At 37.7% G+C, this 20,995-nt stretch carries 20 protein-coding genes, 22 tRNA genes and 1 pseudogene; 9 read left to right on the top strand and 34 right to left on the bottom strand.

Annotation, left to right across the window (positions count from 1 at the left end):
* Window positions 1-15 precede the first annotated feature (15 nt).
* The 4 genes from menB to R4Z10_RS04390 all read right to left on the bottom strand — a co-directional run bounded on the left by menB (window position 16) and on the right by R4Z10_RS04390 (window position 4,866).
* Window positions 16-834, bottom strand: coding sequence for a 1,4-dihydroxy-2-naphthoyl-CoA synthase (menB, locus tag R4Z10_RS04405; protein WP_338471993.1), 819 nt, complete (start codon window positions 832-834; stop codon window positions 16-18).
* 68 nt (window positions 835-902) lie between these two features.
* On the bottom strand, window positions 903-1,712 hold the full coding sequence (gene menH, locus R4Z10_RS04400; protein ID WP_338471992.1) for a 2-succinyl-6-hydroxy-2,4-cyclohexadiene-1-carboxylate synthase: 810 nt from the start codon (window positions 1,710-1,712) through the stop codon (window positions 903-905).
* Window positions 1,712-3,463 carry a 2-succinyl-5-enolpyruvyl-6-hydroxy-3-cyclohexene-1-carboxylic-acid synthase gene (gene menD / locus R4Z10_RS04395; protein WP_338471991.1) on the bottom strand — a complete coding sequence of 584 codons (1,752 nt, stop codon included), beginning with the start codon at window positions 3,461-3,463 and terminating at the stop codon, window positions 1,712-1,714. The genes menH and menD overlap by 1 nt, the downstream gene beginning before the upstream one ends.
* A gap of 5 nt (window positions 3,464-3,468) precedes the next feature.
* Entirely contained in the window at window positions 3,469-4,866 is a 1,398-nt protein-coding gene (locus R4Z10_RS04390) for an isochorismate synthase (protein ID WP_338471990.1), read from the bottom strand.
* A gap of 339 nt (window positions 4,867-5,205) precedes the next feature.
* Here R4Z10_RS04390 and R4Z10_RS04385 point away from each other — a divergent pair, with 339 nt between their 5' ends.
* Window positions 5,206-6,144, top strand: coding sequence for a 1,4-dihydroxy-2-naphthoate polyprenyltransferase (locus R4Z10_RS04385; RefSeq protein ID WP_338471989.1), 939 nt, complete (start codon window positions 5,206-5,208; stop codon window positions 6,142-6,144).
* A gap of 124 nt (window positions 6,145-6,268) precedes the next feature.
* On the top strand, window positions 6,269-7,021 hold the full coding sequence (locus tag R4Z10_RS04380; RefSeq protein WP_338471988.1) for a TraR/DksA C4-type zinc finger protein: 753 nt from the start codon (window positions 6,269-6,271) through the stop codon (window positions 7,019-7,021).
* Between the two features lie 301 nt (window positions 7,022-7,322).
* Here the strand turns inward: R4Z10_RS04380 and R4Z10_RS04375 are convergent.
* From R4Z10_RS04375 to R4Z10_RS04275, 21 genes are all read right to left on the bottom strand, one after another.
* Window positions 7,323-7,394, bottom strand: a tRNA-Glu gene (locus R4Z10_RS04375).
* A 4-nt stretch (window positions 7,395-7,398) separates the two neighbouring features.
* Window positions 7,399-7,489: transfer RNA gene (locus tag R4Z10_RS04370), tRNA-Ser, on the bottom strand.
* A gap of 15 nt (window positions 7,490-7,504) precedes the next feature.
* A tRNA-Asn gene (locus R4Z10_RS04365) sits at window positions 7,505-7,579 on the bottom strand.
* A gap of 12 nt (window positions 7,580-7,591) precedes the next feature.
* Window positions 7,592-7,665: transfer RNA gene (locus tag R4Z10_RS04360), tRNA-Ile, on the bottom strand.
* 9 nt (window positions 7,666-7,674) lie between these two features.
* Window positions 7,675-7,748, bottom strand: a tRNA-Gly gene (locus R4Z10_RS04355).
* 11 nt (window positions 7,749-7,759) lie between these two features.
* Window positions 7,760-7,835, bottom strand: a tRNA-His gene (locus tag R4Z10_RS04350).
* Between the two features lie 20 nt (window positions 7,836-7,855).
* Window positions 7,856-7,928 (bottom strand) — tRNA-Phe (locus tag R4Z10_RS04345).
* Window positions 7,929-8,064: 136 nt separating this feature from the next.
* Window positions 8,065-8,141 (bottom strand) — tRNA-Asp (locus R4Z10_RS04340).
* Between the two features lie 3 nt (window positions 8,142-8,144).
* Window positions 8,145-8,218, bottom strand: a tRNA-Met gene (locus R4Z10_RS04335).
* 24 nt (window positions 8,219-8,242) lie between these two features.
* Window positions 8,243-8,335, bottom strand: a tRNA-Ser gene (locus tag R4Z10_RS04330).
* A gap of 10 nt (window positions 8,336-8,345) precedes the next feature.
* Window positions 8,346-8,422 (bottom strand) — tRNA-Ile (locus tag R4Z10_RS04325).
* A gap of 14 nt (window positions 8,423-8,436) precedes the next feature.
* Window positions 8,437-8,513, bottom strand: a tRNA-Met gene (locus tag R4Z10_RS04320).
* A 23-nt stretch (window positions 8,514-8,536) separates the two neighbouring features.
* A tRNA-Ala gene (locus R4Z10_RS04315) sits at window positions 8,537-8,612 on the bottom strand.
* A gap of 24 nt (window positions 8,613-8,636) precedes the next feature.
* Window positions 8,637-8,713: transfer RNA gene (locus R4Z10_RS04310), tRNA-Pro, on the bottom strand.
* A 9-nt stretch (window positions 8,714-8,722) separates the two neighbouring features.
* Window positions 8,723-8,796 (bottom strand) — tRNA-Arg (locus R4Z10_RS04305).
* A gap of 21 nt (window positions 8,797-8,817) precedes the next feature.
* Window positions 8,818-8,906 (bottom strand) — tRNA-Leu (locus R4Z10_RS04300).
* 7 nt (window positions 8,907-8,913) lie between these two features.
* A tRNA-Gly gene (locus R4Z10_RS04295) sits at window positions 8,914-8,988 on the bottom strand.
* Between the two features lie 126 nt (window positions 8,989-9,114).
* Window positions 9,115-9,196 (bottom strand) — tRNA-Leu (locus R4Z10_RS04290).
* A 5-nt stretch (window positions 9,197-9,201) separates the two neighbouring features.
* A tRNA-Lys gene (locus tag R4Z10_RS04285) sits at window positions 9,202-9,277 on the bottom strand.
* A gap of 130 nt (window positions 9,278-9,407) precedes the next feature.
* Window positions 9,408-9,480, bottom strand: a tRNA-Thr gene (locus R4Z10_RS04280).
* A 4-nt stretch (window positions 9,481-9,484) separates the two neighbouring features.
* Window positions 9,485-9,560: transfer RNA gene (locus R4Z10_RS04275), tRNA-Val, on the bottom strand.
* Between the two features lie 245 nt (window positions 9,561-9,805).
* On the opposite strand from R4Z10_RS04275, the gene R4Z10_RS04270 reads away from it, so the two are divergent.
* Entirely contained in the window at window positions 9,806-9,982 is a 177-nt protein-coding gene (locus R4Z10_RS04270) for a hypothetical protein (protein WP_338471987.1), read from the top strand.
* 119 nt (window positions 9,983-10,101) lie between these two features.
* On the opposite strand, the gene R4Z10_RS04265 is transcribed toward R4Z10_RS04270, so the two are convergent.
* Window positions 10,102-10,803, bottom strand: coding sequence for an MgtC/SapB family protein (locus R4Z10_RS04265; protein WP_338471986.1), 702 nt, complete (start codon window positions 10,801-10,803; stop codon window positions 10,102-10,104).
* Between the two features lie 471 nt (window positions 10,804-11,274).
* Between R4Z10_RS04265 and R4Z10_RS04260 the strand changes: the two genes are divergently transcribed.
* Window positions 11,275-11,347: transfer RNA gene (locus R4Z10_RS04260), tRNA-Ala, on the top strand.
* Between the two features lie 58 nt (window positions 11,348-11,405).
* Here the strand turns inward: R4Z10_RS04260 and R4Z10_RS04255 are convergent.
* Both R4Z10_RS04255 and R4Z10_RS04250 read right to left on the bottom strand, forming a co-directional pair.
* Window positions 11,406-11,627, bottom strand: a complete 222-nt coding sequence (locus R4Z10_RS04255; protein WP_338471985.1) for a PC4/YdbC family ssDNA-binding protein — start codon at window positions 11,625-11,627, stop codon at window positions 11,406-11,408.
* Window positions 11,628-11,651: 24 nt separating this feature from the next.
* Entirely contained in the window at window positions 11,652-12,707 is a 1,056-nt protein-coding gene (locus tag R4Z10_RS04250) for a lactonase family protein (RefSeq protein WP_338471984.1), read from the bottom strand.
* A 155-nt stretch (window positions 12,708-12,862) separates the two neighbouring features.
* On the opposite strand from R4Z10_RS04250, the gene R4Z10_RS04245 reads away from it, so the two are divergent.
* The 3 genes from R4Z10_RS04245 to R4Z10_RS04235 all read left to right on the top strand — a co-directional run bounded on the left by R4Z10_RS04245 (window position 12,863) and on the right by R4Z10_RS04235 (window position 15,242).
* Window positions 12,863-13,060, top strand: coding sequence for a hypothetical protein (locus R4Z10_RS04245; RefSeq protein ID WP_338471983.1), 198 nt, complete (start codon window positions 12,863-12,865; stop codon window positions 13,058-13,060).
* Window positions 13,061-13,481: 421 nt separating this feature from the next.
* Window positions 13,482-13,640 (top strand): hypothetical protein, encoded by a 159-nt coding sequence (locus tag R4Z10_RS04240; protein WP_338471982.1) that lies wholly within the window; start codon window positions 13,482-13,484, stop codon window positions 13,638-13,640.
* Between the two features lie 372 nt (window positions 13,641-14,012).
* Window positions 14,013-15,242 carry a hydrolase gene (locus R4Z10_RS04235; RefSeq protein WP_338471981.1) on the top strand — a complete coding sequence of 410 codons (1,230 nt, stop codon included), beginning with the start codon at window positions 14,013-14,015 and terminating at the stop codon, window positions 15,240-15,242.
* Window positions 15,243-15,348: 106 nt separating this feature from the next.
* Here R4Z10_RS04235 and R4Z10_RS04230 read toward each other — a convergent pair whose 3' ends face one another.
* From R4Z10_RS04230 to R4Z10_RS04220, 3 genes and pseudogenes are all read right to left on the bottom strand, one after another.
* Complete coding sequence (locus R4Z10_RS04230; RefSeq protein WP_338471980.1) at window positions 15,349-15,924, bottom strand: class D sortase; 576 nt, start codon at window positions 15,922-15,924, stop codon at window positions 15,349-15,351.
* A gap of 155 nt (window positions 15,925-16,079) precedes the next feature.
* Window positions 16,080-16,415, bottom strand: a pseudogene (locus R4Z10_RS04225) (PEP-utilizing enzyme); the annotation flags it as partial.
* A 119-nt stretch (window positions 16,416-16,534) separates the two neighbouring features.
* Window positions 16,535-17,488 carry an ROK family glucokinase gene (locus R4Z10_RS04220; protein ID WP_338471979.1) on the bottom strand — a complete coding sequence of 318 codons (954 nt, stop codon included), beginning with the start codon at window positions 17,486-17,488 and terminating at the stop codon, window positions 16,535-16,537.
* Window positions 17,489-17,826: 338 nt separating this feature from the next.
* Between R4Z10_RS04220 and R4Z10_RS04215 the strand changes: the two genes are divergently transcribed.
* A complete protein-coding gene (locus R4Z10_RS04215) occupies window positions 17,827-18,384 on the top strand; it encodes a DUF2179 domain-containing protein (protein WP_338471978.1) in 558 nt (185 codons plus the stop codon).
* A gap of 182 nt (window positions 18,385-18,566) precedes the next feature.
* On the opposite strand, the gene R4Z10_RS04210 is transcribed toward R4Z10_RS04215, so the two are convergent.
* Together R4Z10_RS04210 and R4Z10_RS04205 are read right to left on the bottom strand one after the other, a co-directional pair.
* A complete protein-coding gene (locus R4Z10_RS04210; protein WP_338471977.1) occupies window positions 18,567-19,013 on the bottom strand; it encodes a DUF5392 family protein in 447 nt (148 codons plus the stop codon).
* A gap of 25 nt (window positions 19,014-19,038) precedes the next feature.
* A complete protein-coding gene (locus R4Z10_RS04205; protein ID WP_338471976.1) occupies window positions 19,039-19,167 on the bottom strand; it encodes an FbpB family small basic protein in 129 nt (42 codons plus the stop codon).
* A 421-nt stretch (window positions 19,168-19,588) separates the two neighbouring features.
* On the opposite strand from R4Z10_RS04205, the gene R4Z10_RS04200 reads away from it, so the two are divergent.
* The gene (locus R4Z10_RS04200; RefSeq protein WP_338471975.1) at window positions 19,589-19,873 is read left to right on the top strand and encodes a hypothetical protein; all 285 of its coding nucleotides are present in this window, start codon (window positions 19,589-19,591) and stop codon (window positions 19,871-19,873) included.
* Window positions 19,874-20,146: 273 nt separating this feature from the next.
* Here the strand turns inward: R4Z10_RS04200 and R4Z10_RS04195 are convergent, their stop codons facing one another.
* Entirely contained in the window at window positions 20,147-20,959 is an 813-nt protein-coding gene (locus R4Z10_RS04195) for a formate/nitrite transporter family protein (protein WP_338471974.1), read from the bottom strand.
* Between the last annotated feature and the right edge of the window lie 36 nt (window positions 20,960-20,995).

Below are 20,995 nucleotides of genomic sequence, written 5' to 3'. Positions count from 1 at the left end.
TTTATTGTATATATTTTAAGGAAAACGAGGGAATTGGCCAAAATTCGGTTTGCGTTTTTCTTTAAATGCATCGCGTCCTTCTTTAGCCTCTTCTGATGTGTAGTATAATAAAGTCGCATCCCCAGCTAATTGTTGAATCCCTGCTAAGCCATCAGAATCTGCATTAAACGCTGCCTTCAAGAATCGAAGTGCGGTTGGACTCTTCTCAAGAATTTCCTCACACCATTGCAGTGTTTCTTCTTCGACTTTCTCTAACGGAACTACTTTATTGACAAGACCCATTTCCAATGCTTCTTGTGCATTGTATTGTCGGCATAAATACCAAATTTCACGAGCCTTTTTGTGGCCAACGATTCTTGCTAAATAACCAGCACCATAACCACCATCGAAGCTTCCCACCTTTGGACCTGTTTGTCCAAATATCGCATTGTCAGCTGCAATAGTTAAGTCACATACGATATGTAACACATGACCCCCACCAATTGCGTATCCTTTCACCATTGCAATAACTGGTTTCGGGATGACACGGATTAAGCGCTGTAAATCAAGGACATTTAAGCGTGGAATATTATCCTCACCCACATATCCTCCGTTTCCACGTACTTTTTGATCTCCACCAGAACAAAACGCCATATCCCCAGCACCTGTTAAAATAATGACACCTACACTAGAATCATCACGTGCATATGCAAACGCATCGAGTAATTCCGCTACTGTTCTTGGTGTAAAAGCATTTCTTACTTCAGGACGGTTAATCGTAATCTTAGCAATCCCTTTATACGTTTCATAAATAATTTCTTCATACTTACGACCTGCTACCCATTCAACTGTCATAGTAATCCTCCTTTTATGTACAAGAAACCTGTCATTTGCACCAATGTTAGGCATAGAATAACTTTTTCTTAGTAACGGGATAAAAACCCATCTATTATTGTACCAAATTTTTCTGAATGTTCCACATGGATTGCATGTCCACTTCCATCAACTTTGACCCATTGAGCTTTTTGCATTAGTTTTACCATTTCTTCAGCAATCAGACAAAACTTTTGATCAAGCGTTCCCGTTAGGAGTAAAGTATCAACTTCAAATTGGTTTAACGTCTCCCACCATGAAGGTTGGATACCTGTTCCCATCCCTCGTAAACTATTAGCTAAACCAACTGCAGAGTTTTGTAATCTTTGTTCCCTTATTACCCGCTGCTTTAGGACAGGCAGTTTCCTTTGTGATGAAAAAAGCGGGATATTCTCCCAATAATCAACAAAATTCTCTATTCCTTTTTCAAGAATAAAGCTAGCTAACTTTTCATCCTGAATTTGTCGATTTTTCCTCTCTAGCTCTGTTTTTAACCCTGGAGAAGAACTTTCTAATATTAATTTACGAACCTTTTGAGGATATTTTATAGCAAGACTCAAGGCTATTCTACCGCCCATTGAATAGCCTAAAACATCAACCACATCCCATTGAAAGTGATCCATGATCCTTTCGATATCTTGTGTTACAGACAAAATACTATATCTGTCCTTCGCTTCTGGAGAGTCGGTTTTTCCGTGGCCAATCATATCGACACTAACAAGCTTCCGACTCCCTTTCAGTTGATGGACCAAAGTAGACCAAGTTGAATGATCTCCTGTAAATCCATGCAATAGGATTAGCGGAAATCCCTCTCCTTGGATATCTATAAAATAAGATACGTTTTCTATTGAAACATACATTATTTGTCCCCTACCAACATTTTTTGTATTTCCCGGGAAACAGAATTCCACAAATCGCGATGTTCTTTTACATTTTCATCACGTTTTGTCACTAACTGAATGACTCTTAGGCCACTTCGATTACGGTCCTCAATAAGTTCCTTTGTAAAGTGCTCCCAACTTTCAATCGAAACAAACCTTCCGCCATACATTTCAACAGCCTTACGATAATCCAAGTCTAACGGTGTACCAAACAATCGTTCAAAATGCTTAGGATGGTCAGATTGCGGCAAAAAGGAAAAAATCCCTCCGCCATTATTGTTTATAAGGATGATAGTGATATTGATTTCCTGTAGTTTTGCAGCTACAAGCCCATTTAAATCATGGAAAAAGGTAAGATCTCCTAAAATTAAGTAAAACGATTGCCTTGTAGTTGCCGCTCCTAAAGCCGTTGATATCGTCCCATCAATCCCATTTGCCCCCCGATTCGCCATGATCCTAATGTTTTTTTGATTAAAGTGGAAAAACGAATCTAAATCACGAATTGGCATGCTGTTTCCAACAAAGATTGTTGCATTTTCGGGTAACAGTTCCGATAAACAATAGAATAGCTTTGCTTCACTAAGTGATTGTTGATGATTTAAAACACTTATTGTTTCAATTGTCTTTTTATTTATATGTAACCATTGTTGGAAATAATTGGAGTCTCGTTTTTGTTCAACTCTTTTTTCCAATTCCTGACAAAAAATAGACTCCTGACAATAAACCATATCGGTGGAAAAGAGCGATGGATCTCTCCAGCCTCCACCACCATCCACAACAATTTGGGTTGCTTGGTGGTTTTCTTTTATAAAGAAGCTTAGAAATTTAGATACAGGCATCGAACCGAACCTGATAATGATATCTGGTTTCAATTCAGATCGAACATCTTCATTTCGTAAGAACGCATCATATCCATCTATAATATAGTCGCCGGAATGTGAGCCACTGCGAAGTTGTGATAATGGATCGGCAATAATCGGGAATTGGAGTTTTTTTGCTAATAATACAACAGCTTGAGCAAACTTATCATCGTTGATTTCACCACAAATAATGATTCCTTTGCTCATTCTATCCACTTTATCTGCATAGGCTTTATATTCATTTTCATGTAGGGCTAAGGTAGACTGTTGAACCTCAACAAAACGTTCTTCACGCTCTGCTTGTTTAAAAATTCCTTCATCCCCTAAAATCGGTATTAACGGTTCCCGTAGTGGAAAGTTCAAGTGAACAGGTCCTGCTGGTGCCTTGGCAGCAGTTGACACCGCCCTTGCACAAACGACGCGAGAATAGCGAACCATTTCAGGTGTATCCATTGGAGGAGACATCTCAACAAACCATTTTACATGATTACCGTATAAATGGATTTGATCGATCGTTTGAGGAGCCCCAACGTCTCTTAGCTCATGAGGACGATCGGCAGTTAAAACGACTAAGGGAACTCTTGAGATATTCGCCTCTACGATTGCAGGAAAATAATTCGCCGCTGCTGTTCCCGATGTACATAAGAGAACTGTTGGTCGCTTTGTCGCTTTAGCAACTCCTAAAGCAAAAAAAGCGGCAGACCGTTCGTCTACTTGGATATGTACATTTAAATCGGGGTGCTCAGCTAACACCATCGCAATAGGTGTCGAACGTGAGCCAGGACTCACGACGACATCTGTTACACCTGAGCAGACAAGTTCAGATACAAATGAAGCGATATAGGTTGTTAATACTTGCTGATGTTTCATCCTTTTTATCCTCCAAGAGCCGAAAGCATCGGTTTAAATTTAATATTCGTTTCTTCAAATTCCATTTCTGCCAGGGAGTCCTCGACTACTCCACATCCAGCAAACAAGGAAGCCTCATTACCTTGGATTAAACCCGAGCGAATCGCAACTGAAAAGTCACCATTTCCAAGATGGTCAAACCATCCAATTGGAGCGCCAAAAAGACCGCGATCCAACTCTTCTACTTCCCTAATTTTTTCATTTGCTTTTTCCTTAGGCAAACCGCCTAATGCGGGTGTTGGATGCAACCGTTCAACAAGAGCAAGTAGCGTAGTATCATAATTTGCTTTCCCGGTCACAGGCGTATATAAGTGTTGAATATGCTTTAGTTTAAAGAGCTGAGGACTTTCCGGAATGTTTACTTCATAACAAGTTTCATTCATAGCCTCTCGTATCATATCTACTACATATTGATGCTCAATAAGATTCTTTTTATCGTTTAGTAGGGAATAGCCTAATCGAAAATCCTCTTCCTCCGTCTTTCCTCTACCAATTGAACCAGCGAGACACACAGAAAATACTCTTTCCTTTTCTTTTTTGACTAAGCGCTCAGGTGTTGCCCCAATAAAGCAATCACCTTTAGATTCAAAAGCAAATACAAAACTATTATTTTGTTCTTGCATTAAGGTTTCTAAGACCTTTTCTATGACCACTCGATGAGGAAAAACGAGTCTCAATTCCCTGGCTAAAACAACTTTTCTTAAAGAGTCGTTATGTTTCAAATCTTTTGCAACACTCTTTACTGTTTCTTTCCATTCCTCGGGATTGATATCGATTCTTTTATATATAGAGTTTTCTTCATATTGTTCTGTTCTAGACCATTTATTTTTCAGGATTTCCTCAACTTCCTGTTCAATTTCATAGACCTTTGTTTGATCATCTCTATGTGAACAAATCACATTAGCGGTCAAGTACATTTGTTCATTTTTTATTGTTAACATATATTTAGGTATTCGAAAAATGGAGTCATGAAACTTCGACCACAATGAGGTTTTCTCTTTTAATGGGTCAAAGGAAAAACAGCCAAAAGCAGTAGGACCAGTCCCTTGAACTTCATCATTTTTTTGAATGATTACGTGTTTCATGAGGTGTTCCCACTGTTTTTTCACATGAAAAAAGCGGTCAGCTCCCTGATCCGTTACCATTTGCTTACATATTCCTAACCCCACAATATAGAATTCTTCCGTAGCATGCTTCCAGAAAAAGCGTTCTCCTTGGAATTTTTCAACTCTAAAAAACGAGAGTGGACTAATTGAATCTACCTTTTGCACAACGCTTACTAAAATGGAGGTTCCGGATTTTTTTGCTTCTTCAATCCCTTTAAGAATACCTTCTTTTAATTCAGTTTTTTGAATGGTAACCAAAAAAACACCTCCATTGGTTTTAACATTGTATTTAGAATGCCTCTATTTTCACTTCACTATCATAACATATTAACTTTTAAATGACTATTATCACAATCTACCATGGGTTTGCATCATTTTATTAATTGTTGGAAGAAATTAAGCATGATTTTTTCGGTATATTAATATAACATTATAATCGTGTTATTATTATATTTTCAATGAAGGTATGGTCATATTTATTGACAGTACCGGGATATTTTCATAAACTATTTGTAGTGAATTGTTCAAACTTGTGATTATTCTGACAAAATAATAATAAAAATTATTTCTTGATTCAGGGGAAATGGAGGAATTAGAATGCAGATACAAGTAGAGAAGCATTCCTCACCTAGCTATAAAAAAAATTGGCGAGTATGGTGGAGGTTGACTCGTCCACATACACTAACCGCTTCATTTGTTCCTGTCATACTAGGAACAGTGATTGCAGTAAATCATGGGACAGAAGTGAAAGCATTATTATTCCTAATGATGCTTATTGCTAGTATGCTTATCCAAATAGCTACAAATCTTTTTAATGAATATTATGATTATAAAAGAGGACTTGATCATGAGGGATCCGTGGGCATTGGAGGCGGAATAGTAAGAGACGGAATTAAACCTAGTACGATTATGAATCTAGCTTTCAGCTTATATGGCATTTCTATATTAATTGGGGTTTATATTTGCATGAATAGCAGTTGGACCCTTGCTTTAATTGGACTAGCATGTATGATGATTGGTTATCTTTACACGGGCGGACCGATTCCAATTGCTTATACTCCATTTGGTGAACTAGCATCAGGGTTTGTGATGGGAATGGGAATCGTATTAATTTCATTTTTTATTCAAACTGGAACGGTTACACTAGACAGTATTTTAATCTCTACACCGATTATGATCTTAGTTGGAAACATAAACCTTTCAAATAATATTCGTGACCTAGACGGTGATAAAGAAAACGGCCGTCGAACTCTTGCGATTTTACTTGGTAAAAAGAAAGCTGTGCTCTTCTTGGCAAGTTTGTTTATTGTTTCTTATATTTGGGTATTTAGTTTAGTTGGCTTTGGAGTAATTTCACCTTGGATTCTGCTTGTTGCATTAAGTATTCCGAAAGCACTTACAGCAGTAAAAGGTTTCCTGCAAAATTATGCACACGCTCCAATTTATATGATGCCAGCAATGAAGGCAACATCACAAACCAACACGTTTTTTGGTTTATTATTATCAGTCGGATTATTTATCGGATCTATTCTTTAAAACAAAAAGCTTCTGTTTATACAGAGGCTTTTTTGGTTCTCTGCAAAAGATTAAAAAAATATCATGTTTTATCAATAATCGTTCATACTAAGGCTAATGATGATTTTACGATGGGGGATCAGATATGCTAACAAGTCAACAATTAGATCATTTAAAAAAATTATTATCAGACGATCAAAAAGAACTTGATGAACGATTAGAGGGCAATAAAGAAAACAGTCTTGAAGGAAGAAATCATCGGAATGCTGTTGGTGAATTATCAGCCTACGATAACCATCCTGCTGACATGGGAACTGAATTATATGATCGTGAAAAAGACTTTGCCTTAGAAGAACATGCTGATTCGGAACTAGATAAAGTAAATGAGGCATTGCAAGCAATGCAAGATGGTACTTATGGAAAGTGTAAAATATGTAACGGAGACATTCCATATGAAAGACTGCAGGCCGTTCCAACTACTCTTTATTGTGTGGAACACTCTAATGAACAGAACGTACCGACAGATCGGCCCGTTGAAGAGGAGGTTCTCGAATTTGCTCATGGCAACCATTTTCAACATCATCAATTTCGAGAAGTCATCGATAACGAAGACAGTTTTCAAGAAGTTGCCCGCTATGGAACTTCTGAAACACCGTCCGATTTAAAAGGTGATTATGAAGACTATAACAGCCTTTACAATGTCGGCCATGATGACGAAGGATTTACAGAAGACATTGAAACCTTCTTAGCTACAGACATCACTGGCACCGATAGAATGGTCTACTATTCGAAAAAGCATGAAGCATATGAAGAAATGCTAGATGATGAAGGGTTAGAAACACTTTGGGGCGATGTACCCTACCATCAGACAGACGGCTATGTGGATGATGACAAATAAAGGGATTTCAAATAACTGGAGGGTGGTTTAGCACCGTCCAGTTATTGATCTTTTTTCCTTATTTTATAGTCGCTGAATTAATAGCCTATTGCCTAGATTCCCCTTGATTGGCTTTATATCAAACAAGATGGGCCATATTTTTATCTAATATTTTTACGAAAAATTACGGTATGTTTTATATTACTCATATTAGTGTTTTTTTTGGTAGAGCTAGGAGTTACTGCTTGCTAGATAAGATGGGCTAAATGAACTAGGGGCAAAATAAAAAAAGCTGTCGACAATAAGTCGACAGCTTTTTTTATGACCCGTACGGGATTCGAACCCGTGTTACCGCCGTGAAAGGGCGGTGTCTTAACCGCTTGACCAACGGGCCAACATGGCGGAGAAGGAGGGATTTGAACCCTCGCGCCGGTTGCCCGACCTACACCCTTAGCAGGGGCGCCTCTTCAGCCACTTGAGTACTTCTCCAAATGCTCAATAGAATGGCTCCGCAGGTAGGATTCGAACCTACGACCGATCGGTTAACAGCCGATTGCTCTACCACTGAGCTACTGCGGAACAATTAAATGATGGGCCTAAATGGACTCGAACCATCGACCTCACGCTTATCAGGCGTGCGCTCTAACCAGCTGAGCTATAGGCCCATTTAATTATGGAGCGGGTGAAGGGAATCGAACCCTCGACAACAGCTTGGAAGGCTGTGGTTTTACCACTAAACTACACCCGCAAAACGATGATTGGGGCGGCTGATGGGAATCGAACCCACGAATGTCGGAACCACAATCCGATGCGTTAACCACTTCGCCACAACCGCCATCATTTATTGATGGAAGGTGGCTCAGGACGGAATCGAACCGCCGACACATGGATTTTCAGTCCATTGCTCTACCGACTGAGCTACTGAGCCATATAAAAAAATATTTCCCTAAATATAGGTAGTGGTCTTGTGCGCTAAAAGCTTTGTGCTTTTATGGCAAATCGTAGCTTCTTCGAAGCGGTACGATTCTCTACCGACTGAGCTACTGAGCCTTACTAAGCTTTAATGGCGGTCCGGACGGGACTCGAACCCGCGACCTCCTGCGTGACAGGCAGGCATTCTAACCAACTGAACTACCGGACCAAATTGCGGGGACAGGATTTGAACCTGCGACCTTCGGGTTATGAGCCCGACGAGCTACCGGACTGCTCCACCCCGCGATAATAATATTTATAAGTAACAAATGGAGGAGGAAGAGGGATTCGAACCCCCGCGCGGTTTAACCCGCCTGTCGGTTTTCAAGACCGATCCCTTCAGCCGGACTTGGGTATTCCTCCGCTTTAAAAATGGTGGACCTTGTAGGACTCGAACCTACGACCGGACGGTTATGAGCCGTCTGCTCTAACCAGCTGAGCTAAAGGTCCAAAGTAATAATAAATGGTAGCGGCGATAGGGATCGAACCTACGACCTTTCGGGTATGAACCGAACGCTCTAGCCAGCTGAGCTACGCCGCCATTATAATTATTTTAAAAGGGTATGGTGGAGCCTAGCGGGATCGAACCGCTGACCTCCTGCGTGCAAAGCAGGCGCTCTCCCAGCTGAGCTAAGGCCCCATTATCAGAATAATTGTATATTCATGGTCGGGAAGACAGGATTCGAACCTGCGACCCCTTGGTCCCAAACCAAGTGCTCTACCAAGCTGAGCTACTTCCCGTAAAATAAGCGCGCCCGATAGGAGTCGAACCCATAACCTTCTGATCCGTAGTCAGACGCTCTATCCAATTGAGCTACGGGCGCATATTGCAATAAAGTTTTTCATGGTGCCGAGGACCGGAATCGAACCGGTACGGTAGTCACCTACCGCAGGATTTTAAGTCCTGTGCGTCTGCCAGTTCCGCCACCCCGGCTAAACCTTGGAGCGGAAGACGGGATTCGAACCCGCGACCCCCACCTTGGCAAGGTGGTGTTCTACCACTGAACTACTTCCGCTTCATTTTACTTACTTTTTCAACATATATTGTGGTCTTGTGCTCTAAAAGCCTACGACTTTTATCGCAAATCGCCCCTCTTCGAGGCGTGCGATTCACTGAACTACTTCCGCATATTAAATCTAAGTGCGGGTGAAGGGAGTCGAACCCCCACGCCTCGCGGCGCTAGATCCTAAGTCTAGTGCGTCTGCCAATTCCGCCACACCCGCATAAATGGTGAGCCATGCAGGATTCGAACCTGCGACCCTCTGATTAAAAGTCAGATGCTCTACCGACTGAGCTAATGGCTCTTACTAATACTTGTCCCTAAAGTTCGATAGCACTTTTGCGCTTAAAAGCTACTAGCTTTTTATAGCATATCACAGATTCTTTGAATCGATGTGATCCTCTACCGACTGGGATAATGGTTAAAAATAAAAGTGCCGGCCAGAGGACTCGAACCCCCAACCTACTGATTACAAGTCAGTTGCTCTACCAATTGAGCTAGGCCGGCAATATGGTGGAGGATGACGGGCTCGAACCGCCGACCCTCTGCTTGTAAGGCAGATGCTCTCCCAGCTGAGCTAATCCTCCATTGCTTTTGAAACGACTTTATTAATTTAACACATCCAAGTTTTCATTGTCAACATCAATTAAAAAAGTTTTTATTTATGTTTCTCTCTTGGACATGTAATAGTTTATCACGTCAGTTAAATTTTTTCAATATAATTTTACTTATTTTTCAAAGAAGATTTCCCGTTAGTGATATTTGGTAGTCATATCTTTGTATTAGATGACATAAGTTTCTAGTAAATGCACTATTGAAAGGTGATGAACAAATGCTACAAACGGTTGCACTATATCTATCCTTAATCATGGCAGTATATTTGTTTTTGTATGCATTTTTTGAAGGCATTAAAATCGCTGACACAGACGAAAAAGTTCATGGTGGAACTTTTATTCTTTCCGTTATTTCCGCATTTATTTTTTCAACATTTACATTCATTCTGTATTGAATCCAACAAACAGCCAAGCCTCTTTTACAGAGGTACAAGTGTATACAAACAATGCCATGAGTTGCTTCTTACTACCCATGGCATTTCATATTTCAATTTCAATAATAACCCATTTATGATTATTCTACGCTTTCAACTTCCACTTGCATTACTCCCATAATAGACTTTAATTCATAGTAAATATCTGTTGTGTAGCTTCCTCTATGTGCAGTTATTATGCTATTAATGATAATATCATCTAGTTCTTCTTTAATGACCAAACGTTTCACACCTAACTTTTTATTGTTTATTTCTTTTACTAATTCAGTTAAATTTGTGGATTTTTCTATATATAATTTTATCTTTATTTCTTTTTCCTGAAGCTTCTTTGGACCTATCTTATCGAATAAGGGTGGAACAACTTTTATTCCAATAATTAAGAAAATAATTCCTGTTAGAGCCTCTATATAAAAACCGGCTCCAATTGTAATTCCAATTCCTGCAGCAGCAAGAACCAAGGATGCAGTAGTTAGACCTGAAATAGCTTCATTTCCTCTTCTAAGAATAACCCCTGCTCCTAAAAAACCAATCCCTGAGATCAAATAGGATGGAATTCGGCCAGGATCCATCGGTCGAGAATATTCTTTAGAATATAAAAAAGCAGATTCATACGACACAACCGTTAATAAACAAGCCATAACAGATATGATTAAACAAGTTTTTAATCCTAAAGGCTTTCCCTTTAATTCCCTTTCCAATCCAATTCCAATTCCTGCAATTGCCGCGAATGTCAGTTTGAAAAGCACTTCGTAATTAATGAACTCTAGAAATAGATCACTCATGATGCACATTTACCCCTCTCCATCAAGATAATAAACATCAGAATAGATTGAACCTTCCAGCAGTAGAGGGTTTCGTTTCTTACTGCTGGAAAGCTCTAAGTCACAGGATGCTAGTCACGCACCGTTGCCGTAGGCCTATTTAGTATGAATTCAACTTTCGAAGCTTTTAGGGACAGTTATTCTCACCTAGCTTCTTTTATTGTACTCTGAATCTTGAGGTGGGAGCCTTACTGCCCGTTAACCTGATAAAAGTATATTTATAAATTTCAATAAGATTGAATTAATAAAGAACACCTTATTATTTTAAAGCTATTCAGTTCACGAATATATATGAATCCTAATCAATTACCGTATAATTCAATTCATCCAAACATACCTATTTCTAAAGAAGATTCTTAAACTGTTATTTTTTTATTTTTCTCTTGCAACCTTTCAACTTCTTCGCTATAATATCATTTGTAACATCGTTTCGGGGGATTAGCTCAGCTGGGAGAGCGCTTGCATGGCATGCAAGAGGTCAGGGGTTCGAGCCCCCTATTCTCCATAACAAAAAACCTTGCATTAGCAAGGTTTTTTGTTTTCTATTAAAGCTACTTATCATTTTATAATTTCATTTCGTTCAATAAATCCCTCAGTACTTTTAATTCCTCATTTGTTAAAGTTATTCCCTTTCCCATTTTTTCATGGTTCGGTGCCCAGTCTCGCAAATCAAACTTCGGTTCTTTTTTATTCCAACTTATTAGGTTTAATTCTTTAGACCATTCTTTAGCCGACTGAGATAAGACTCCTACACTCTCAATAATTTCGTACTTGATTTCCGCCATTGCTACACCTACTTTTATCTTTATCTATAGAAACTTCACACATACTGGATCGGGCACGGAGATATCCTTTTGTATTGATTTCAGTAATCCTGTTTCTGGATCTCTCGAAAATAAAACTAGATTACCGGAATTTTGGTTAGAAGCAATTAGAAATCTTTCTGTCGGATCTAACGCAAAATCCCTTGGCCAATCTCCTTCTGTTGAAACATGCGTGACAAAATCCAATCTACCTGTTTGAGGGTCACTTTTAAAAATAGCAATGCTATTATGCCCGCGATTGCCTACATATATGAATTTCCCGTCGCTACTTGTATGTATCGCACTTCCTTGGTTATTTTCAGTAAAATCAGCTGGAATTGTCTTATGTGTCTCCATAATAGAGAAACTTCCATTCTCTTCTTGATAGTTTAAAACAATAATTTCCGAACTAAATTCAGTCATAATATAAGCGACTTTTTTATTTAAGGGGTGAAAAGCAAGATGTCTTGGACCGCTCCCAGGGCTTATATCCAATCGGCTTACTTCTATTAATTGTCCATCATTTTTGACTTCATATGAAAGAAGTTTATCACTTCCTAATTCTACGACTACAACATACTTATCATCAGGTGTCATTCCTGCATAATGTGTATGTGCTTTCTCTTGACGCTCATCTGGACCACTTCCTTCATGCTTAATTATAGATGAAGGTTTCGAAATCTCCCCCGTATGTTGGTTGATTAAATAAGATTCGACAGTCCCTTTATGGTAATTTGTACTAAACAAAAATCGTTGCTGGCTATCCGTGTTGACATGACAAGGTGGTGACCCTTCTGTTAATTGTGTATTAATTAAACTTAGTTTTGCTGTATTGGGATCAATTTTAAATGCAGCAGTACCACCTTTTGTGTTTTCCTTTATCACAGAGTATAAAAATCTTTGATCTTTACTGATCGTTATATAAGTAGGATTTTCTAAAGCTCCAGCAAGTTGCAAATCTGAAATTTTTCCAGCTTGGGTATCAAGCACAAACGAATAGATTCCTTTACTTTCCCCCTTTGTATAAGTACCAATAAAACCTGTGAAATTAGTATATTCCATAATAAAAAACTCCTTAAATTGTATTATCCATGCATGTTCATTGTAAGTAACTTATTAACCAAATACAAATATAAGAGTAGACAGGCACCTCCCGTTAATTCTCGTTAAAACTTGCAAAATCAAAAATAAATATAGATAATAATACATATGAACTGATGAAAGTGGTGTTTCTTTTGTCTGAAGATACTTCAAATAAGGAGTACGATTTTTCAATCGTATATGATTATAAAAAATATCCCGATAAAATATCTGGTCGGTGTGATAATTGTGGACACTCTCATTTTAAGAGTACAGTAAAAGATTTTGTTTTTATTCGAGAATGCAGAAATTGTGGGCTTAAAAAATCTATCTAGGTATTTAGGCTAAGGCCTTTCTGAAAAAGCGAACCGTGTGTTCGCTTTTTCTTTTTCCATTGGGAGCGTAACTTTCTAATGAATACTCAAAAACTCATAGGAATGAAGGCATTCGAATCAAACGGTTAAAGATAGAAGTAAGCCTTCTTGTTAAATATAAAATCTGAATTACTACTGAAAATTGCGATGGAAATAAGCGAATGAGAATATTCATACTGGATCCCCTCCACATTGTATGATCGTGTTATTGAAACACTTATTTATATTCTTTCCCTAAATCTCCTGTTGTTTTACACATTTAGCTCTTTTTCAATATTTTTCAATGCATTCATATCTTTGCCTTCTATGGGGATATTATTTTTATTAGACTTAATGGGCATCAAATCAGGAAGCATAGCTTCCCCAACAAGGATGAAAATGGGTGTTAGTTGTCTATACTGGTTCAACGGCTGGAAGAGGAAAGTCGACTTACTGTGGTACTTCGAGTCCATCGGGCAGTCTAGCACCAACGACCAAGATGCACCAACAATTGGCGCTTATTTTCATGGGAGTAAGACTCCTACCTCAAGATTCGGAGTAAAATAAGAGAAGACAAGTGGGGAATCTCTGCGTAACTAAGGGGGATGAAAGAAACCCTACTGATAGTAAACAGGATGCTGGTCACACAGACATTGCCGGATGCGTATTTAGTCTGTGCTCATTATTCCGAGGTTTACGGGTAGTTGATCCCCACCTATCTTCTTTTATTAAACTTAGAACCTTGAGATGGAGGTCTAATTGCTCGTTAAGCCTGATAAATGGGTAACGGAAATTAGAATCGAGTTTCTTTTTGAAATCTCAATTTTTTTCTATACTCTACTCATTCATATCTATATCCATAGAGCTTCAAAGTTTGTTACAATGAAATAGATATTAATCTACTAATTATAACTCACTTTATTGGAGTGATAGAATGATAAAGCCCACTACCTCATACTTTTATAATTTTATATCTGTTGAATATGAGGCAACCGATTCAGAAAGACAGGTAATTTTAAATCAGTTTCCACCACCTCCACTACCAGATAGTGATGAATTCTTTGATATACAAAGCACCACTTCTGGAGATTATGTAAAAGCTAGATTGCTATTAAATGATCACCAAGTTGCATTAACTAAAACCAATAAGCAATTTTTAAAAATGAGTTTCAGTAATAACTTTGGTAGTATTAGCGCTAAAATGTGGGACAACCAAGGTGCAGTTGAAAGGAATAGGCCATTACTAGAGAGCTTTTCTGTTTTTGATATTGAGGGAATTGTAGATGAGTTTAATGGCAACAAATCTTTAACGATCAACGCTATAAAACCCTGCGAAGAAAACATTAACCCCTTCTCACTTTTACCTTATACAGGGCAAAGTATAGAAGAGTTAACAGTTGAGCTTTTTTCCTATTTAAATGAATTACAGTCCCCTTTCAAAGAAATATCTTATGGAGCAATGAATCGTTTTTGGGGTCAGTTTCGAATCAGACCTGCTGCTAAAGGATATCACCATAACTATTTAGGCGGTTTATTGAAACATACGGTTGGATTGATGCGATTTGCTCGCTATATTTTGAAAATGGAAGATGATCCTTTTCAGGCTGTGATTAAGCTAATTACCGTAATAGAAAAAGTTTATAAACAGGAAGTATGGACCGGATTTCAAAACGGTGATTTAAAGGGGTTAGTTTGGAAGGATACGATTGATCATCTCTATACAATGCTCCAAGGTATGATGAATTTTAAGGATTCTATTCCGAATTACGATTTAATCATGACAAGTATTCTCTATCACGACATTGGCAAGTTAATGGAATATGACCATGCAGGAAAAACATTTGAGGATTTTGAATTCCTTTATCCAACCGCCGATCAATCCGGCTTGCAAACCCGTAAACAAAGTGGGATTACAATGGATGGATTAGGCGTTATGGTTGGCCATATTCCGTACGGAGTTCTACTACTTTCAAAAATTATAGACGTTGACAACATTCCGGTTACGATAGAAGAGATTCATCATATGACCCATTGTATACTCTGTCATCACGGCTTGCCAGAATGGGGGTCTTGTATTCGCACACCACAAACGCTGGAAGGCTATATTATTCATATTGTGGACTATCTGGACAGCCGGTATGAGAATTCGAAAAAGGCTAAGTGAATTTAACTTGTAAAGCTCCTAGGTACTTACCTTCAACCCGACATATAAAAGAGTATCATTTTTTGGGGATTTCAAAGAATGGTACTCTTTTATGACACATATTTCGCTATACTTCAACTCTTTCAGCATAAATAATATACCGCTCCGGTGCATTGCCTAAATAGGAAAAAGGATAGCAAGTTGTTAGGATTAATTCTTCATAATCATTTTGAAGTGTAATAATAGTTGGATCATCAGCATCAACAATTTTTACATGGGTGATTTCATAGATGACTTCACCATAAGGCATGTGAATTTCTAGTGTATCTCCAATGACTAAATCACCAATCTGTCGAAAAACAGTATCGCGATGACCAGATAGAACAATCTGCCCATTTTCATTTGGATAGTAACTCCCTTTGTAATGCCCGACTCCTTTATTCAGTTCATCAGGATCGGTTCCCTCGACAATTGGTAATTGAGCTTGTAATGCGGGGATATCCAATAGACCAACCACTTCCCCCATTTCAGGAATAAAGCGTCCTTCCCTTTCTTCCGTCTTTATAACGCTTCCAGCGTTAATGACTTTTCTGGCTTCTTCAAGTGAAGCTTCTGTTTCTTGTTTTGTGTAAACAATCTGCCAACTACCTATTCCAATAATTATGACCCCTGCAACAATAAATAAACTCGCTAGCTTCTTCATAAGTGACCCCATTATGTAAACTTATTTTTATCTACGTTTAATTGCAAAAAATGACAAGAGATCTTACAAGGTATCATCAAAAAAGTCTACCTCGCGATAGTAGACTTTTTTGATTTTTAAAACTCCATAAAAAGATAGATCTATGAAATATGAATCTATTGAACTATATTTACAAAACCATCATATATAATCCCATTGGCTACATCCAATGTGATGTCTTGCCCGTCCTTTAACAAAAGGGTTGCATTGGTTATTCCAACGAATACGGCAATCCCCACATTTAATCCTACAATCGCAGCGTGACTAGTTAAACCACCTTCTTCAGCAATTAGAGCACTGCATTTTTCAATAGCCGGAACCATTTCTTTATCAGAACCAATGGTAACCAATATACATCCATCTATTACCTTGGCTAAAGCTTCCTCCGCGTTTTTGGCAATAACGACTTTTCCATAAGCAGATTTTCGTCCGATTCCTTGTCCTTTGATTAAAATATTCTGGGGTCTATGTCCATTTATGTTTTTCATATATAACCCTCCTATATTCTACCTCTTATTTTTAGCCATACCAGAAGGAAGCTTTGTTATAATCTATACTTCTATCATTACTTTTAAATTTTATTCTTCACTAACCATGCCGCACCAATGACACCGGCATCATTTCCAAGCATTGCTAATGCTAAATCTGCCCCTTGAACGACACGCGGAAAAGCAAAGCGGCGAAACTGTTTCATTATTGGATCAAGCAAAGTCTTCCCGGCTTTAGAAACACCTCCACCAATGACAATCTTTTCTGGATTTGTCACATTAGCAACATTTGCGATAGACACTCCAAGGTAAAAAGCAACTTTTTCAACAATACGTTGAGCCAGTGCATCACCTGCTGCAGCATGATCAAAGATTGCCTTAGAAGTAAGTGGTACTATATCTCTTAATACGCTTGGAATTTCATGCATTTCTAAGTATTCGTTGGCAAGTCGAACAATTCCTGTTGCAGATGCAACAGTTTCTAAGCAACCAAATTTACCACAGTTACAAGGAGCACCATCTTCTACAACGGCTGTCATATGACCAATCTCACCTGCTGCACCATTTACACCATGTAGAATATTCCCGTTTGCAATAACTCCTCCACCAACTCCCGTACCAAGAGTGATGCATACCATATCCTTTGCGCCTTCCCCAGCACCTTTCCACATTTCTCCTAATGCCGCAACGTTAGCGTCGTTATCGACGATAACAGGCAAGGTTAGTTCCTTTTGAAGTTCTTCTTTTAAAGGGAAGTTTTTCCAGCCAATATTTACACCGACATATACAGAACCATCGTTATCATTAATAGGACCTGGGGCACCTGCACCGGCTCCTAGCAATTGATCCTTTGTTTGACCATGTTGCTCTAATTTTATTTCAATAGACCTTGCAATCTCATTTGGAATTTTATTACCGCTTTCATTTTTATTCGTAGGAATTTCCCATTTGTCAATAATTTCTCCGATACATGATATGAAAGCTATTTTAATGGTTGTCCCACCAATATCGATACCTACTATCCATTTATTTTCCATAATTCCACCCTTTATTAATAATTCTCTATTAGTTATTATACTATATCTATAACTTATTTCTATGATACGATGTAAAAGGAGAGTAAAACCTTTACCTAAAATAAACGCCTATGACAAAGGAGCAAGGCGCTTTTCCTAATCATTTTATGCCACAATCTTATCCTTATTCAATTCAGTTCGTGCTTTTTTGCTAGGAACTTGAATATGTTTCAAGACAACTTCTATTTAACTTTTCTTTTTACCTTTATTATTTTATTCTTGAATAGCACTAAGGAATGATTTATTCTTATTAAATTAAATACTCCATTGGTCCATCATAATGAAAAGAGGTGTGCTGCATGCTACAAGCGCTTTTAATTGTGATCATGCAATTTGTAATTGTCCCTTTAACTACCTTACGAACAATCTTTGTTGTGAAAGGAGAAATTCGGACCGCTTCGATTTTAGGAGGCTTAGAAGCTTTAATTTATGTGATCAGCTTAGGGATCATTTTCTCAGATTTATCAAACTATCTTAATATGATAGCTTATGCGGTTGGATACGCTGGTGGTGTTGTTTTAGGTGGTTACGTGGAAAGAAAACTTGCGATTGGTTATCGAACTTACAATGTCAGTTTACTTGAGAAAGATCTAGAGCTTTGTGAAATGCTGAGAGCTGAAGGTTTTGGCGTAACCCTTTTTGAAGGCGAAGGCAGAGATGGCAACAAACGGTTTCGGCTTGACATTGTTGTAAAAAGAAACCGAGAGAAGGAACTCATGAAGATCCTCGATGAAAAAGCACCTAGAGCATTTATCGTGGCCTATGAACCAACGAGCTTTAAAGGTGGATATTTAGTTAAAAGTATGAAAAAAGCAGTTAAACTACGAACTTTTCCAATAACAAAACAAAAACCCTAATCCCTATAGGGTTTTTGTTTTAACATCTTTATTTTCGCGCCTGCTAGTTGATAGGTTTTATAATAACATAATTATAAATTACAGAAGTGTGTGTCCTACAATACTTATTTTTAATGCTTTTTTATCATTTACAAATGCTTTTGCACTTGTAACTTATTTCCATCGTCAGTCCCTTAACTAAATTAAATATATTGATCCAATTTATTTAATCGTTTTTCTTCTTCTAAAAAGTTAATAAATGTATTAAAGCCAAGAATCGGCTGGGCTTTAATCAAGTTAATAAATTCACTTTTCTTAAATTCGGGTACGATGACACTTTTCTTAATACGTTCAATTATATAACCATTCGTCTTCTTCTGTATTTCCTTTTTCAATGTTCTTGACTCTTTGGATAGAGCCATCCCTATTGCTGCAAAGGCAGCAAATATTAAGATCGTCACCCACATTTCTCGGTTTAACCCATTATTAATAAACAAAATAAATAGATTAGTTAATGAAAATAAGATTAACGGAATCGAAAGAAAGGCGTAAGTAGAAGACTTTTTTATTAAAGGTTTCACATGTTTAGTAATTAAATCCAATTCCTTTTGTATATAACGAGGTACTTGACGAAACGATATTGGATTCATATTCATCCTCCTTTTAATAGTATATTTAGTGTTTAATAGATATATATCTCAAGTCTAGTTTCTTTTCAATTCGTTCAATAGCCTTCTGATTATTTTTAAGTTCCTCTTTATTTTGTTCAATTAATTGCTTAAAAGTGAGGTTTTTTCTATTCATAACAATGCTCCTTCCAAAATATAATCCCGATTAATATTAAAAAGACCTATATCATTTACGATATAGGTCTGATTAGACAATAATAGACCTATACCAGTTACTTGGTAAGGTCTTGCTAACAACGTAACAGTTGCCAATTAAGCCGAGAGTCTTCTGTACTCTGTAATGACGACTTAACTGTAAAAGCTACTCCCCTTAACGGAATTATTAATACACTTATACTATATACTAAGTTAATATTATTGTCAAATAATACGAAATATAATAACACTATTTCCTTTTTAGTTCCTTTTTGACTGAATTTGTCAATAACCTGTCCAACGTGTCATAAAATAATCATGATTTTTACACAATTAGATATTTCTTTTTCCACTCATTCATATTAAAATACGCTTATAACGAACAAGGAGAGGAAAATAAAATGAAGTTCCCCAAAAATGTCATATTGGAATCTGTTGCTGAAGGTAAAGACCACCCAACGTATGGATTAGAATTTGTTCAGGAACTCGGAAATGATGATGCAGGCTTTTACGAAATGCTTGTCGTAATTTTTAAATATAAAGACAAGTATTACAGTGTGGATATTCAACATCTAGGAAAAAATAATTATGATGATTGGTCTGATGAAGTGGAGTGTCCTGAAGTAGTACGTAAAGAAGCGATTCAATATTATTGGGAAGAAGTAAAAGATAAAGTTACGCAATAACACAACGGATAAGAAGTAAAAAAAAGTTGATAAAAAAGAGCGGTTTTAATAGCGATCGCTCTTTTTTTATGGAACACTCAAATAAAATTCCACGAAACAAAAGCTGTCATGATCAATCAACAATACTTTATGTTGATTGATCATGACAGCTTTTATTATTTATGGGTTTACCATGCCCTAACGAGAAGTAAGACCCCCACCCCAAGATACTAAGTATGATAAAAGAAAGTAGGTGGGGAATTAACAACCCCCCCCACTGATGGAAGTTTCGCTTTATCCAATTTTCTTTTCTAGTTGTTCAACAGTAGCAGGGCGTTTAACTTCATCTTTTTTATAACTTAAGTAATAGAACAAGCTCACAAAAACAGCTCCGCCTATCATATTTCCTAAAAATACAGGAATCATATTGGGTAAAAATACAGCCCATGATAGCTCTCCTGCAAAAATAGCTGCTGGAATAATAAACATGTTAGCAACAACGTGTTGAAATCCAATTAACACGAAGGTCATAACAGGGAACCACATTCCTAAAATCTTTCCGATATAATCTTTTGCACCATAACAAAGCCAAACAGCCATTCCAACCAACCAGTTACACCCAATACCTGATACAAAGGCAACCCAGAAAGGATCATTTACTTTTGCCATTGCGGTACTAACCGTTTTTTCCAGATATGCCCCTTCTGTCAAACCTACGAAATGACCGAAGAAATAGGCTACAAATATTGCACCTAATAAATTAAATAAAGTGATCAGAACCCAGTTGCGTAACACTTGTGAAAGCTTTATCTTTTTAGAGAAAAAGGCAATACTTAAAGCCATCATATTACCTGTCAACAATTCTCCACCGCCAAGTAAGATTAATATTAATCCTACTGGGAATACGGATGCCCCAATAAACGTGACTAGACTTCCCCACTCTGCTGGCATTGTACCTGTGACACGAATATATGCTAAATATCCTAACGCGATAAAAGCTCCGCCTAAAAACCCTAGAACTGCAACTGAAACGTTGGATGCCGTTGCTTTTTCCATTCCTTTTTGAATGGCCACATCCGTAATTTCTTTTGGACTGTAGTAGTTCATGTTTTATGCCCTCCCCGTTTTCTTCTATAAATACCC

Origin of the sequence: Niallia sp. XMNu-256 (assembly GCF_036670015.1) — a bacterium.
Lineage (GTDB): Bacteria > Bacillota > Bacilli > Bacillales > Cytobacillaceae > Bacillus_BD.
The sequence above is the reverse complement of the archived record's forward strand: the minus strand, read 5'-3'. Positions and strand labels throughout refer to the sequence as shown.

Coding starts and splice junctions, on each gene's coding strand:
- menB (WP_338471993.1), bottom strand. CDS start 834: ATGACAGTTGAATGGGTAGCAGGTCGTAAGTATGAAGAAATTATTTAT.
- menH (WP_338471992.1), bottom strand. CDS start 1,712: ATGTATGTTTCAATAGAAAACGTATCTTATTTTATAGATATCCAAGGA.
- menD (WP_338471991.1), bottom strand. CDS start 3,463: ATGAAACATCAGCAAGTATTAACAACCTATATCGCTTCATTTGTATCT.
- R4Z10_RS04385 (WP_338471989.1), top strand. CDS start 5,206: ATGCAGATACAAGTAGAGAAGCATTCCTCACCTAGCTATAAAAAAAAT.
- R4Z10_RS04380 (WP_338471988.1), top strand. CDS start 6,269: ATGCTAACAAGTCAACAATTAGATCATTTAAAAAAATTATTATCAGAC.
- R4Z10_RS04270 (WP_338471987.1), top strand. CDS start 9,806: ATGCTACAAACGGTTGCACTATATCTATCCTTAATCATGGCAGTATAT.
- R4Z10_RS04265 (WP_338471986.1), bottom strand. CDS start 10,803: ATGAGTGATCTATTTCTAGAGTTCATTAATTACGAAGTGCTTTTCAAA.
- R4Z10_RS04255 (WP_338471985.1), bottom strand. CDS start 11,627: ATGGCGGAAATCAAGTACGAAATTATTGAGAGTGTAGGAGTCTTATCT.
- R4Z10_RS04250 (WP_338471984.1), bottom strand. CDS start 12,707: ATGGAATATACTAATTTCACAGGTTTTATTGGTACTTATACAAAGGGG.
- R4Z10_RS04245 (WP_338471983.1), top strand. CDS start 12,863: ATGAAAGTGGTGTTTCTTTTGTCTGAAGATACTTCAAATAAGGAGTAC.
- R4Z10_RS04235 (WP_338471981.1), top strand. CDS start 14,013: ATGATAAAGCCCACTACCTCATACTTTTATAATTTTATATCTGTTGAA.
- R4Z10_RS04230 (WP_338471980.1), bottom strand. CDS start 15,924: ATGAAGAAGCTAGCGAGTTTATTTATTGTTGCAGGGGTCATAATTATT.
- R4Z10_RS04220 (WP_338471979.1), bottom strand. CDS start 17,488: ATGGAAAATAAATGGATAGTAGGTATCGATATTGGTGGGACAACCATT.
- R4Z10_RS04215 (WP_338471978.1), top strand. CDS start 17,827: ATGCTACAAGCGCTTTTAATTGTGATCATGCAATTTGTAATTGTCCCT.
- R4Z10_RS04210 (WP_338471977.1), bottom strand. CDS start 19,013: ATGAATCCAATATCGTTTCGTCAAGTACCTCGTTATATACAAAAGGAA.
- R4Z10_RS04205 (WP_338471976.1), bottom strand. CDS start 19,167: ATGAATAGAAAAAACCTCACTTTTAAGCAATTAATTGAACAAAATAAA.
- R4Z10_RS04200 (WP_338471975.1), top strand. CDS start 19,589: ATGAAGTTCCCCAAAAATGTCATATTGGAATCTGTTGCTGAAGGTAAA.
- R4Z10_RS04195 (WP_338471974.1), bottom strand. CDS start 20,959: ATGAACTACTACAGTCCAAAAGAAATTACGGATGTGGCCATTCAAAAA.